Source organism: Microbacterium sp. NPDC056057, from assembly GCF_042266945.1.
In the GTDB taxonomy this organism is placed as follows: domain Bacteria; phylum Actinomycetota; class Actinomycetes; order Actinomycetales; family Microbacteriaceae; genus Microbacterium; species Microbacterium trichothecenolyticum_C.
This window is the reverse complement of record NZ_JBHJWS010000004.1, coordinates 151116-164356: the sequence shown is the minus strand read 5'-3', so window position 1 is coordinate 164356 and position 13241 is coordinate 151116. Positions and strand designations below refer to the sequence as shown.

Genomic DNA, 13241 nt, shown 5'->3' with positions numbered 1-13241 from the left:
CAATGAGGCTCAGAACATCCCTCGCCGCCGTCGGTGTCGCCGCGGCGCTGGTGCTCACCGGCTGCGCGGGCGGCGGCGGCAACGACGCCGACTCCGCCGGAGCGGCGCTCACCATCGCGAAGCCCGACGGTGCCATCACCACGGAGTCGAACAACCCCTACCTGGGCGACTCGTCGGCCTCGAAGTACGGCTACGGCAAGGTCATCTTCGAGTCGCTCGCCCTGGTGAACCCGACCGGCGACCTGGGGACCACCCCTGGCTCGCGGAGTCCGTGGAGTGGAACGACGACTACACGCAGCTCACGGCCGTCGCGCGCAGCGGCGTGAAGTGGAGCGACGGCGAGGACTTCACGGCCGACGACATCGCCTTCTCGTTCAACCAGGTGCTCGACGGCAAGCTCAACGACACCAACGCACTCGACCTCAAGAGCGTCACCGTCGACGGCGACACCGTCACCATCGACTTCAACAGCTCGAAGTACACGCAGCAGGCGCGCGTGCTCCACTTCCAGATCGTGCCCGAACACATCTGGAAGGACATCAAGGACCCGAACACCGACCCCGTCACCAGTGAGGGCCAGGCCGTCGGCACCGGTCCGTATGTGCTCGACTCGTGGACGACCGAGTCGGTCACCCTCGCCGCGAACCCCGAGTACTGGGGCGGCGACCTGTCCGTGCCCGAGCTGCACTACGTCTCGTACGGCGACAACGCGGCCCTGACGACCGCCCTCGCAACCGGCGAGGCCGACTGGGCGCAGGCGTTCATCCCGCAGATCGAGGACAGCTACCTGTCGGCCGATCCCGACAACAAGTTCCTCGCGTCGCCCACGGCGGGCGCGGGCACGCTGTTCATGAACCTGCAGACCAAGCCGTTCAACGACCCGGCGCTTCGTCAGGCGCTGGCGTGGACGATCGACCGCCAGGCGTACGTCGACATCGCGCGTGAAGGTGCGAGCGAGGCGATCTGGAGCGTGACCGGCCTCGGCACGCTGCTCGAGGACGAGATCGTGCCCGAGTACGCCGGCCAGAACTACGAGGTCGACATCGACAAGGCTCGCCAGATCCTGACCGACGCCGGCTACACGTGGGACGGCGAGACCCTCGTCGACCCCGACGGCGAGGACGTCACGTTCTCGATCTCGGTCCCCGCGGGCTGGAGCGACTGGAACACCGAGCAGGCACTCCTCGCCGAGGAGCTCAAGGAAGGCCTCGGCATCGAGGTCAAGGTCGACCAGCCGGACTGGGGCGGCTGGGATGCCGCCCGCCAGGAGGGCACCTTCCAGGCGATCATCCACTGGCTCGAAGACACCGGCAACGCATACGGCCTGTACACGTCGGCGATGGACCCGAAGTGGATCGTCGACGGCAAGGCGGCCTTCAACTTCGGACGCTTCGACGACCCCGAGGTCACCGCGGCGCTGAACACCTACGCGAACGCGTCGTCCGACGCCGACCGTGAAGCCGCCATCGCGGTGATCGAGAAGGCGTTCGTCGAGAACGTGCCCGTCATTCCGCTGGGTGCGCACCCGCTCCTGGGCGAGTTCAACACCCGCAACTACGTCGGATGGCCGTCTGCGGACGACCAGTACGCCTCGGCGGACCCGACGCAGCCGGCGATCGTGCAGATCCTGACCAAGCTGCAGCCCGCCGAATGACACATCGCGGCGGGGCGGATGCGCACGCATCCGCCCCGCCCGCACGTCACCCACATGAAAGCGAACCAGCACCGATGAGAGATCCGCTGCTCTCCGTCCACGACTTCTCGATCGTCTACGACGTCGATCCCCCTGTGAAGGCGGTCAAGAACGTCACCCTCGAACTCCAGCGCGGCGAGATCCTCGGACTCGCCGGCGAGAGCGGATGCGGCAAGACCACGCTCGCCTACGGCATCCAGCGCCTCCTCAAGCCGCCGGCGGTCATCACGAGCGGCTCCGTCGTCTTCCACGACGCGAACGGCGAGGACGTCGACATCAACGGCCTCGAGGCCGAGGAGATGCGCCGCTTCCGGTGGGACAAGATCTCGATGGTCTTCCAGGGGGCGATGAACTCCCTCAACCCGGTCGCGACCATCGGCTCGCAGCTCGAGGACGTCTTCGAGGTCCACCGTCCGAACCTCACGCGGTCGCAGCGGCGGGCCGAGGTCATCGATCTCCTCGACATCGTCAAGGTCGGCGCGCAGCGCTACCGCTCGTACCCGCACGAGCTGTCGGGCGGCATGCGCCAGCGCGTCATGATCGCCATGGCTCTCGCGCTGCGCCCGCAGCTGATGGTGATGGACGAGCCCACGACCGCACTCGACGTGCTCGTGCAGCGCGAGATCCTGAGGCAGATCTCCCACCTGCGCCACGAGTTCGGCTTCTCGGTCATCTTCATCACCCACGACCTGCCGCTGCTGCTCGAGATCAGCGACCGCATCGCGATCATGCGCGAGGGGGAGATCGTCGAGCTCGACACCGCCGAGCAGGTCTGGACCGATCCGAAGGACGAGTACACCCGGACGCTCCTGGCCTCGTTCCCCAGACTCACCGGAGAGAGAGGGGTGGTCCACCGATGACCGTCCTCGAATTCGACGCCGTCACCAAGGTGTACTCCGTGCGCGGTGCCGGCCAGATGAAGGCCCTCGATGACGTGAGCTTCACGCTGCGCTCGGGCCAGACCATCGGCCTCGTCGGCCAGTCCGGCAGCGGCAAGTCGACCATCGCCAAGATCCTCACCCAGCTCGAGTCGCCGACCAGCGGTGAGGTGCGCCTCGACGGCCAGCCGATCCCCCGTCGCGGCAAGGGCCTGCGCGCCTATCGCCAGCAGCTTCGCATGGTCTTCCAGGATCCGTTCGCGTCGCTCAACCCGTACCACACCATCCGGTATGCCATCCAGCGACCGCTCGAGCTCGACAAGGTCGTGCCGAAGGATCAGCTCGACGACGAGGTGCGCCGTCTCCTCGGCCGGGTCCGCCTCGACGCCGACGCCGTCATCGACCGCCGCCCGCACGAGCTGTCCGGCGGGCAGCGTCAGCGCGTCGCGATCGCCCGCGCGCTGGCATCCCGCCCCCAGCTGCTCGTGGCCGACGAGCCGGTCTCGATGCTCGACGTGTCGATCCGCCTCGGCGTGCTCAACCTGCTCGCCGACCTGCAGCGCGAACACGGACTGGGCGTCCTCTACATCACGCACGACCTCGCCACCGCGCGCCACTTCAGCGACGAGATCCTCGTGCTCAACCAGGGGCGCGTCGTCGAGCGGGGTCCTGCCGACGACGTGATCCTCAACCCCCAGAACCCCTACACCCAAGAGCTGCGCGCGGCGTCCCCCGATCCCGACACGTACTTCGCGCACGCAGCCGGCATCCTCGGAGGTGAGAAGTGAGCGCCGTCGCCCCCCAGCTCCCGGCCCCGGACTTCGACGCGATCGAGGCGGGCACGAGCGCGACCGGCGCGGTCAAGGGCCGCGCGCGCATCCCCTGGCGGTTCCTCGGCAACCGCGCCCTGTTCTACCTGTTCACGCTGTGGGCGGCCATCACGATCAACTTCTTCCTGCCGCGCCTGATGAAGGGCGATGCGGTGACCGCGTACCTCGCCCGCAACCGCAACGTCACGCCTGAGGCGGCCGACGCGCTGCGCGCTCTGCTCGGGCTCGACACCGACGCCTCCCTGTGGCAGCAGTACGTCGACTACTGGGCGCACCTCCTGCGCGGCGACCTCGGCATCTCGCTGCTGCACGGCATGCGGCCGGTGACCGAGGTGGTCGGCCAGTCCCTGATCTGGACCGTCGCCCTCGTCGGCTTCGCGACGCTCATCGCGTTCGCTGTCGGCACCATCGGCGGCGCGATCGTCGGCTGGCGCCGCGGCAGCCGGCTCGACGTCCTGATCCCGATCACCACCTTCTTCAGCACCATCCCCTACTTCTGGCTGGGCCTGCTGGCGATCTCGATCTTCTCGGTCGCGCTCGGGTGGTTCCCGATCGGCAAGGCCTACGGCGTCGGCGTAGCGCCGGAGTGGTCGTGGGAGTTCATCGGCGACGTGATCCACCACGGCTTCCTCCCCGCGGCGACGATCGTCATCGCCTCGCTCGGCGGCTGGATGCTGGGCATGCGCAACATGATGCTCACCGTGCTCGACGAGGACTACGTCACCGTCGCGCAGGCCAAGGGCATGCCGAACGACCGGGTGCTCTGGCGCTATGCGGCGCGCAACGCCGTGCTCCCCCAGATCCAGAGCTTCGCGCTGGCCCTCGGTTTCATCGTCGGCGGCACGATCGTGATGGAGGTGGTGTTCAGCTATCCCGGCGTCGGAAAGCTCCTGCTCGACGCCACCAACGCCAAGGACTACGCCCTCATGCAGGGGGTGTTCCTCGTGATCACGATCTCCGTGCTCCTGGCGAACCTCCTCGCGGACGTCGCCTACGCGTTCCTCGACCCGCGCACGCGCCAGACGGAGGCCTGAGCATGAACACGATCGTCAACGACACGACGGCACAGCGCCCGGCCAACACGCCTTCGACGGCCACCGTGCGCAGCGCGGCCCCTGCCGGCAAGACGCCCAAGAAGCCCGGCTTCTGGTCGAAGCTGGGCGCCGCGTTCGCGATGTTCCGCAACAAGAAGTCCATCACGGGACTGTCGATCCTCGGCTTCTTCGTGCTCGTCGCGATCTTCGCCGATGTGCTGGCCCCCTACTCCCCCACGAAGGTCGACAACACGGCGCGCTTCCAGCCGCCGTCGGCGGAGCACTGGCTGGGCACCACGCACATCGGCGAGGATGTGCTGAGCCAGGTGATCCACGGCACGCGGGGCGTCATCGTCGTGGGGTTCCTCGCGGCGATCATCGCCACGGTGATCGCGATCATCGTCGGCGTGCTGTCGGGCTACCTCCGGGGGTGGCGCAGCGAGGGCCTGTCGGCTCTCACGAACGTCTTCCTCGTGATCCCCGGCATCCCGCTGATCATCATCGTGGCGTCGATGTTCGAGGATCCGCCCCTCATCCTCATCGCGGGAGTACTGGGCCTCATCGGCTGGGCGTGGGGAGCGCGCGTGCTGCGCGCCCAGACGATGTCGCTGCGCAGCCGCGACTTCGTGCAGGCTGCCCGGGCCAACGGCGAACCGCTGCGGCGGATCATCACGGTCGAGATGCTCCCGAACCTGATGGCGCTCATCGCCGCGAGCTTCGTGGGCACCGTGACCGCGGCGATCATCGGCCTCACGACGCTGTCGTACATCGGCATCATCCCGGTGACGACCTACAACTGGGGCACGATCCTCAACTGGGCGAGCGCGCAGGGCGCGTTCCGCCAGGGACAGTGGTGGTGGTTCCTGCCCCCGGGCCTGTGCATCGCCGCGATCGGCGTGGCGCTCTCGCTGATCAACTTCGGCATCGACGAGTACGTCAACCCGCGCCTGCGGTCCGCCGGTGAGCGCGCCCGCGCCATGAAGAAGAAGGGCATGAACGTGAACGACACCGTCACCGCCGTGCGCACCGACCTGAAGACCCAGGAGAACGCGTGACCACCGCGACCATTCCGAACTACCTCGACGTCTCGCTCCCGGTCGCCGATCGCATCGCGGATCTCCTCGGCCGCATGACGGTCGAGGAGAAGATCGGCCAGATGCTGCAGCTCGATGCGCGCGACGACCTCGAGGACCAGGTCGTGCGCATGCACGCGGGCTCGATCCTGCACGCGTCGCCCGAGAGGGTGCTCCGCGCCCGCGAGCTGACTCTGCAGACCCGCCTCAAGATCCCGCTGCTCGTCGGCGAGGACTGCATCCACGGCCACTCCTTCTGGGAGGGCGCCACGATCTACCCGACCCAGCTGGGCATGGCCGCGACGTGGGATGCCGGCCTCGCGGAGCGCGTCGCGCGTGCGACCGCCGTCGAGGTCTCGGCCACCGGCATCCACTGGACGTTCTCGCCGGTGCTGTGCATCACGCGCGACCTCCGCTGGGGGCGCGTCGACGAGACCTTCGGCGAGGACCCGTTCCTCATCGGCGAGCTCGCCTCGGCGATGGTGCGCGGCTACCAGGGCGGCGGCCTCGACGACCCCACGGCGATCCTCGCCACGGCGAAGCACTTCGCCGGGTACTCCGAGACGCAGGGCGGCCGCGACGCGAGCGAGGCCGACATCTCACGCCGCAAGCTCCGTTCGTGGTTCCTGCCCCCGTTCGAGCGGGTGGCGAAGGAGGGATGCCGCACCTTCATGCTCGGCTACCAGACCACCGACGGCGTGCCGATCACGGTCAACGACTGGCTGCTGAACGATGTGCTGCGCGGCGAGTGGGGCTACACCGGCACCCTCATCACCGACTGGGACAACGTCGGACGCATGGTGTGGGAGCAGAAGGTGCAGCCCGACTACGCCCACGCTGCCGCGGCCGCGGTGCTGGCGGGCAACGACATGATCATGACGACGCCTGGGTTCTTCCAGGGCGCCCAGGACGCGCTCGCGCAGGGGCTCATGACCGAGGAGGCGCTCGACCGCGCCGTCGCGCGCATCCTGCTGCTGAAGTTCGAGTTCGGCCTCTTCGAGGACCCGCGCCTGCCCGACCGCGAGCGCATCGCCACCGCGGTCGGCTCCGCCGACCACACGGCGCTCAACCTCGAGGTCGCGCGTCGCTCGCTGGTGCTGCTCGCCAACGACGGCACGCTCCCGCTCGCCGGCGGGCTCACCGCCGACGACTCCGGGCGTGCGCGGCCCACGGCCTCCGGCCGCCGCATCGCGGTGGTCGGCCCGCTCGCCGACGACGCGCAGACGCAGCTCGGCGACTGGGCCGGCTCGTCGGGGCAGGTCGACTGGATACCCGACGGCCACCCGCGCGAGATGATCTCGACGGTGCTCGACGGGCTGCGCGCACACGCCCCTGCGGACTGGGAGATCACCCACGCCCGCGGCGCCGACATCCTCACGCTCGAGGAGGACCCCGAGGGCGCGTTCTTCCCCGACGGTCAGCCCCGGCCCCAGGTGGTCGTGCCGAGCGCGCCCGACGCCGACCTCATCGCCGACGCGGTGGCAGCCGCCGAGGGTGCGGACTACGTCGTCGCCGTCGTCGGCGACCGCATCGAGCTCGTGGGCGAGGGCCGCTCGACGGCGACGCTCGAGCTGGTCGGCGGGCAGCTCGCGCTGCTCGAGGCGCTGGCGGCGACCGGCACGCCGCTGGTGGTGGTGCTGCTGGCTTCGAAGCCGCACGTGCTCCCGAAGACGGTGATGGATGCTGCCGCCCTGGTGTGGGCGGCGAACCCGGGCATGCGCGGAGGCCAGGCCGTGGCCGAGCTGCTGCTCGGACTGATCGAGCCGAGCGGACGTCTGCCGCTGTCGTTCGCGCGCCACGCGGGCCAGCTTCCGATCTACTACAACCAGATCCGCGGCCAGCACGGCGACCGCTACGCCGACCTCACGCAGAGTCCCGCCTTCGCGTTCGGCGAGGGTCTGTCGTACACGACGGTCGAGTACTCCGGGCTGCGCGTCGTCGAGACCGCTCTGCGCAGCGACGACACGGTGCGCGCCCTGGTCGAACTGCACAACACCGGCGACCGGCCCGCGCACGAGATCGTGCAGGTGTACGTGCGCGACAGCGTGACCTCGGTCAGCTGGGCCGACAAGGAGCTCAAGGCCTACCGCCACGTCGACCTGCAGCCGGGCGAGACGGCGACGGTGGAGCTGTCGCTTCCCGTCGCGGAGTGCACGATCGTGGATGCTGCGGGCCGCCGCCTCGTCGAAGCCGGCGAGTTCGAGCTGCTCGTGGGGCCCTCGTCTCGCGAGGACGTGCTGCTCAGTGCCCGCTTCCACGTCGACGGCGCGTCAGCGCCGTCGGCGGCCGCCCCCGCGAACGTGGTCGAGCGGCGCTGAGGGAAACGCGAAAGGGTGGATTCCCCCGCGCTGCGGGCGGCGGGAATCCACCCTTTCGTCGTGTCCGGACGAGGTCAGGCGCCTTCGGGGTCGAAGTCCTCGTCGTCGGAGTCGTCGTCCTCGTCGGAGTCCTCGTCCTCGTCCTCGTCCTCGTCCGAGTCGTCGTCCTCGTCCGAGTCGCCGTCCTCGTCGGAGTCGTCCTCGTCGAAGCCGTCTTCGTCGAAGTCGTCCTCGTCATCCGACTCGTCGTCGTCGAAGTCGTCCTCGCCCGAGCCGTCGTCGTCCGAGTCATCATCGTCGAAGTGGTCGTCCGACTCGTCGTCGTCATCCGACTCGTCGTGCTCGTCCTCGTCCGAGGCGTCAGCGAGCTCGTCGATGTCGACACCGTCGACGTCGCCGGCGTGGAGGATCGGCGAGCCGTCCTCGTCGAAGTCGGACGCGTCGAGGTCGTCGACGTCTTCGAGCTCCTCGTGGTCGTCGTCCTCGTGGTCGTCGTCCTCGTCATCGTCCGCGTGCGCGGCCTCCGCGAGCGCGGCCTGGGCGGCGTGGTAGTCGGCGAGGCGCACGGCCCACGGCACCCAGTCCGGAGCGAGCAGCGCGCCGTCGCCGGGGAGCAGCTCGACCTCGAGCACGGTGGGGTCGGCGTCGTCCACGCGCGCGAGGCTGACGGTCCAGAACCAGCCGGGGTAGCCCGCGAGGCGATTCGCGAAGCGCAGCGAGACGACGCCGTCGGCTTCGACGCGGTAGCCCGCGGGGTCGCCGATCGTGGCCTCGGGCGTGATCTCGCGGAGCGCTGCGAGCGCCAGGTCGTGCGCGGCCAGCAGCTGCGGGTCGGGGTCGACGGGCACGACGACCTCGACCACCTCAGCGGCCTCCGAAGCGTCGTCGGCCGGCGCACCGCCGATGGCCTCCGCCTCGACCTCGACCACCGCGACCTCGATGACGTCGACGACCTCAGCCGCCTCTGCAGCGTCGTCGGCGCCGTCCACCGCCGCTTCGACCTCCGTCACCTCGACCTCGACGGCCGGTGCTTCGTCCGCCACGGCGGGTGCAGCATCCGTCACTGCTTCGTCCGAAGCCGAGTCGGCGTCGATGACGACGTCGACGACGGGGTCGGTCGGGTCAGGCGTCGAGTTCATCGGCGACCTTGCGCAGGACCGCGGCGACCTTCTTGGCGTGCGCGCCGCTCGGGTAGCGGCCGTGGCGGAGGTCTCCGCCGATGCCGTCCAGGAGCTTCACGAGGTCCTCGATGATGATCGCCATGTCGTCGGCAGGCTTGCGGGAGCGCTTGGCGAGGCTCACCGGAGCCTCGAGGACGCGCACGGACAGGGCCTGCGGACCGCGCTTGCCGTCGGCGATGCCGTACTCGAGGCGGGTCCCCGCCTTGGGCGCGGGCGTGCCGGGCGGAAGGGCAGTGGCGTGAAGGAAGACGTCCTGACCGTCTTCGGAGGAGATGAAGCCGAACCCCTTCTCCTCGTCGTAGAACCTGACCTTGCCGGTGGGCATCGAAACCTCGCTGGATCGGCGCCCGCGACGCGTCGCGGGCGATAAAGAGCATGACGAAAGCGGGGTCGTACAACCCCGCCTCCCAGCCTAACGGCATGGCGTCCACCGAGACCCCACGGTGAAGCATCCATCCTGCGCGATCTCAGAAGCGTCCCTTCGGACCGCGGCGCGGACGTCAGCGAGTAGGCTGGGGCGGATGAGCACGAACCCCTCCGGCGACGTCCCCGTCCGCCGCATCGACCGCGTCCTGGCCTTCATGTCACTGGGCCTGCTCGTGCTCTCGATCGTGAGCTTCTTCGCGATCATGATCGCGTCGGCCTCCGGGGCCGACATGAGTACAGGCATCTGGCCGATCGTCGGCGTGCTCGTGTACATCGCCCCCATCGTCGCGTTCGCGCTGCTGCTCGCTGTCCTCATCATGAGCTTCGTGCGGAGGGCCCGGGCGAACCGAGGGGGCTGACCCGGTTGGCCTCCGACGCGCGCGCCCTGGCGACGCGGCTCGCCGAGCTCGGTGACGCCGCGCTCGCCACGACGCTCGCTGCGCGCGGGGTCTCACCGCAGGCGGCCTGGCACGACTTCTTCGACGCCGCCGAGGGCCTCCTCGACCCCGCGTCCGTCGACCGGGCGCTGAGCCGCCTCGACCGCCACGACCTTCTCGCCCTCGACCTCAGCGAAGCCGGCGTCGACGGCGAACCCGTGCGGCTCGCCCTCACCGATGCCGACGGCTCGCCCTACACCGCCGTCTCGGAACGCGTGGCGGCCGCAGCCGCCGCCGCGCCGCACGCCTTCACCGCAGCGCCGGCATCGGTCGTGCCCGGCGCCGCCGACGCCCGCATCGCGGCGGCCGCCGCGGAACGCGCGTTCACCACCGCGGGCTCGCTCGCCGATGTGCTCCTCCTGTGCTCGCACACACCGCTCGCGCGCACCGGCGCGGGACCGGTGAGCGCCGTGGACCGGCGCCGGCTGCTGGATGCCGGCGCCCTCGAGTTCGCCGACGACCTCGAAGATCTGCTCGCGTCGGCAGCAGGTGCCGGCCTTGCGACGGCGTATGAACGCGAGTGGACCGTCACCGAAGCCGGCGAGCGCTGGCTGAAAGCGCCGACCGCGGATCGCTGGGAGGCGATCGCCGAGGGCTTCCGCACGAGCCTTCCTCGGGGGCTGCGCACCTCGTCGCACGGCTTCCTGCCACCGGACGCGTGGCCCGGCATGTACCCGCTCGACCCCGAGTGGCCCGCCCGGGCTGAGCGGCTGCACCGCATCGGCGTGCGCTGGGGGCTGTTCACGTCGGACGGCTCGCCTGCCGAGTTCCCCTGGACGGCTGCCCTTCGGGCGGGAGAGCCAGCGGATGCCGCCACCATGGCGCCGTACCTTCCCACCGAGATCGACCGGGTCTACCTGCAGGCCGACCTCACCGCGATCGCGCCGGGTCCCCTCGCGCCCGCCCTCGATCTGCGCCTGCGGTCGATCGCGCTGCGGGAGTCGCGTGCGCAGGCGTCGACGTACCGCTTCACCACGGAGTCCATCGGCGCCGGCATGACCGAGGGCGAGACGGCCGAGTCGATGCGCGACTTCCTCGCGGGCCTGTCGCTCACCGGCATCCCGCAGCCGCTGGCCTACCTCATCGAGAGCACGGCGAGCCGGCACGGCCTGGTGCGCGTGCGCGCCGACGGCGCCACCGGGCGCACCCGCGTCGAGAGCCCCGACGCGGGCCTGCTCGATGCGATCAGCGTCGACCAGGCGCTGCGGCCCCTGGGGCTGCTCGTGCTCGAGGGCGACGACGCACTCTCGTCCCGCGTGGCGCGCGACGCGGTGTACTGGACCCTCGCCGATGCCCGCTACCCCGTCGTCGCCCTCGACGCCCGCGGGGTTCCCGAGTCGATCCACCGGCGCACCACCGCGACCGCATCCAGGCCGGCCGGGACTCCGCAAGAGACGTACGCGCGCCTCATCGCCACGCTCCGCGGCGGGCACGGCACGCAGGGCGAGTCCGGCTGGCTCGAGCGCGAGCTGGAGCAGGCGGTGCGCGCCCGCGCCGAGATCGTGGTGGTCGTGCGCATGCCCGACGGGTCCGAGCGCTCGTTCACCCTCGAGGCGGCCGGCCTCGGCGGCGGGCGTCTGCGCGGCCGCGACCGCGCCGCCGACATCGAACGGACGCTCCCCGTGTCGAGCATCGTGAGCGTCCACGCGGCCTGAGCCCGCAGCATCCACCCGCCGTCCACCCCGGTAGACTGGTCCGTTATGGCTGACGGCCCCCTCATCGTCCAGAGCGACCGCACCGTGCTCCTCGAGGTCGCACACCCCGATGCCGAGAGCGCGCGGCACGAACTCGCGATCTTCGCCGAGCTCGAGCGCGCGCCCGAGCACATCCACACGTACCGCATCACGCGGCTCGGGCTGTGGAACGCCCGCGCCGCCGGCCACGACGCCGAAGACATGCTGGCGACCCTCGACCGCTGGTCGCGCTTCCCCGTGCCCCCGTCGGTGTCGATCGACATCGCCGAGACCGTGGGCCGGTACGGCCGCCTCGTCATCGAGCGGAACGAGGACGGCGAGCTGATCCTCAGATCCACGGATGCCGCGGTCCTCGCCGAGGTGTCGAAGAACAAGCGCATCCAGCCGCTGCTGCTCGGGCACCCCTCCCCCGACTCCTACGTCATCGACGCGTGGGCACGCGGCCAGATCAAGCAGGAGCTGCTGAAGATCGGCTGGCCCGCCGAGGATCTCGCCGGCTACACGCCGGGGACCCCGCACCCGATCGACCTCGCCGAGGACGGCTGGCACCTGCGGCCGTACCAGCGACAGGCCGTCGACATCTTCACGCAGGGCGGATCCGGCGTCGTGGTGCTCCCCTGTGGCGCAGGAAAGACACTCGTCGGCGCTGCTGCGATGGCCGACACCAAGACCACGACGCTCATCCTCGTGACCAACACCGTCAGCGCCCGTCAGTGGCGCGACGAGCTCCTCAAGCGCACGTCGCTCACGGCCGAGGAGATCGGCGAGTACTCCGGGCAGACCAAGGAGATCAAGCCGGTCACGATCGCGACGTACCAGATCCTCACCGCGAAGCGGAAGGGACAGTACGCCCACCTCGCCCTGCTCGACGCCCTCGACTGGGGCCTCATCGTGTACGACGAGGTCCACCTCCTCCCCGCGCCCGTCTTCAAGCTGACGGCCGACCTGCAGGCGCGGCGCCGCCTCGGCCTCACCGCCACCCTCGTGCGCGAAGACGGCCGCGAGGGCGACGTGTTCAGCCTCATCGGCCCCAAGCGGTTCGACGCTCCGTGGAAGGAGATCGAGGCGCAGGGCTTCATCTCCCCCGCCGTCTGCTACGAGGTGCGCGTCGACCTGCCCGCCGGCGACCGCCTCGAGTACGCGGCGGCGGCCGACGACGAGCGCTACCGCCTCGCCGCGACCGCACCCGCGAAGATCGGCGTCGTCCGCGACCTGGTCGCGCGGCACGAGGGCGAGCGCATCCTGATCATCGGCCAGTACCTCGACCAGATCGACGTCCTCGCCGAAGCGCTCAACGCTCCGAAGATCACCGGCCAGACCCCGATCGACGAACGCGAAGAGCTGTACCAGGCGTTCCGCGTCGGCGAGATCTCCGTGCTGGTGGTGTCGAAGGTCGCGAACTTCTCGATCGATCTGCCCGAGGCATCCGTCGCCATCCAGGTGTCGGGGTCGTTCGGCTCGCGTCAAGAGGAGGCCCAGCGCCTCGGACGCCTGCTGCGGCCGAAGCAGTCGAACCACACCGCGAGCTTCTACACGCTCATCGCGCGCGACACCGTCGACCAGGACTTCGCGCAGAACCGCCAGCGCTTCCTCGCCGAGCAGGGCTACGCGTACACGATCCTGGACGCGCACTCGCTCGCGGCCTGAGCCGCACATGAGGTGAGCCCGGCGCTGAGA

Annotated in this window: 12 protein-coding genes; 10 read left to right on the top strand and 2 right to left on the bottom strand. The window is 70.2% G+C overall.

The window, feature by feature from the left end; all coding sequences use genetic code 11:
* Positions 1 to 2 precede the first annotated feature (2 nt).
* The 7 genes from ACFC1K_RS17150 (at position 3) to ACFC1K_RS17120 (ending at position 7826) form a co-directional block, all read left to right on the top strand.
* The gene (locus ACFC1K_RS17150) at positions 3 to 326 is read left to right on the top strand and encodes a hypothetical protein (RefSeq protein ID WP_375872524.1); all 324 of its coding nucleotides are present in this window, start codon (positions 3 to 5) and stop codon (positions 324 to 326) included.
* Positions 272 to 1654: an ABC transporter substrate-binding protein gene (locus ACFC1K_RS17145; RefSeq protein WP_375872523.1), complete on the top strand. Its 1383-nt coding sequence runs from the start codon at positions 272 to 274 to the stop codon at positions 1652 to 1654. The genes ACFC1K_RS17150 and ACFC1K_RS17145 overlap by 55 nt, the downstream gene beginning before the upstream one ends.
* Positions 1655 to 1728: 74 nt before the next feature.
* A complete protein-coding gene (locus ACFC1K_RS17140) occupies positions 1729 to 2553 on the top strand; it encodes an ABC transporter ATP-binding protein (protein ID WP_310292615.1) in 825 nt (274 codons plus the stop codon).
* Complete coding sequence (locus ACFC1K_RS17135; protein WP_310292613.1) at positions 2550 to 3359, top strand: ATP-binding cassette domain-containing protein; 810 nt, start codon at positions 2550 to 2552, stop codon at positions 3357 to 3359. Before ACFC1K_RS17140 ends, ACFC1K_RS17135 begins: the two co-directional genes overlap by 4 nt.
* Entirely contained in the window at positions 3356 to 4435 is a 1080-nt protein-coding gene (locus tag ACFC1K_RS17130) for an ABC transporter permease (RefSeq protein WP_375872522.1), read from the top strand. The genes ACFC1K_RS17135 and ACFC1K_RS17130 overlap by 4 nt, the downstream gene beginning before the upstream one ends.
* Positions 4436 to 4437: 2 nt before the next feature.
* A complete protein-coding gene (locus ACFC1K_RS17125) occupies positions 4438 to 5490 on the top strand; it encodes an ABC transporter permease (RefSeq protein WP_375872521.1) in 1053 nt (350 codons plus the stop codon).
* A complete protein-coding gene (locus ACFC1K_RS17120) occupies positions 5487 to 7826 on the top strand; it encodes a glycoside hydrolase family 3 N-terminal domain-containing protein (protein ID WP_375872520.1) in 2340 nt (779 codons plus the stop codon). The genes ACFC1K_RS17125 and ACFC1K_RS17120 overlap by 4 nt, the downstream gene beginning before the upstream one ends.
* Positions 7827 to 7900: 74 nt before the next feature.
* Here the strand turns inward: ACFC1K_RS17120 and ACFC1K_RS17115 are convergent, their stop codons facing one another.
* Complete coding sequence (locus tag ACFC1K_RS17115; protein ID WP_375872519.1) at positions 7901 to 8965, bottom strand: DUF3027 domain-containing protein; 1065 nt, start codon at positions 8963 to 8965, stop codon at positions 7901 to 7903.
* Positions 8949 to 9332 (bottom strand): cold-shock protein, encoded by a 384-nt coding sequence (locus ACFC1K_RS17110; protein WP_056369550.1) that lies wholly within the window; start codon positions 9330 to 9332, stop codon positions 8949 to 8951. The genes ACFC1K_RS17115 and ACFC1K_RS17110 overlap by 17 nt, the downstream gene beginning before the upstream one ends.
* A 196-nt stretch (positions 9333 to 9528) precedes the next feature.
* Between ACFC1K_RS17110 and ACFC1K_RS17105 the strand changes: the two genes are divergently transcribed.
* Genes ACFC1K_RS17105 through ACFC1K_RS17095 form a run of 3 tightly spaced genes read left to right on the top strand, consistent with a single transcriptional unit; the run spans position 9529 to position 13211 of the window.
* A complete protein-coding gene (locus tag ACFC1K_RS17105) occupies positions 9529 to 9792 on the top strand; it encodes a multidrug ABC transporter ATPase (RefSeq protein WP_310243592.1) in 264 nt (87 codons plus the stop codon).
* Positions 9793 to 9797: 5 nt separating this feature from the next.
* The gene (locus tag ACFC1K_RS17100) at positions 9798 to 11525 is read left to right on the top strand and encodes a helicase-associated domain-containing protein (protein WP_375872518.1); all 1728 of its coding nucleotides are present in this window, start codon (positions 9798 to 9800) and stop codon (positions 11523 to 11525) included.
* Positions 11526 to 11570: 45 nt separating this feature from the next.
* Positions 11571 to 13211, top strand: coding sequence for a DNA repair helicase XPB (locus ACFC1K_RS17095; RefSeq protein WP_375872517.1), 1641 nt, complete (start codon positions 11571 to 11573; stop codon positions 13209 to 13211).
* The last annotated feature ends 30 nt before the right edge of the window (positions 13212 to 13241 follow it).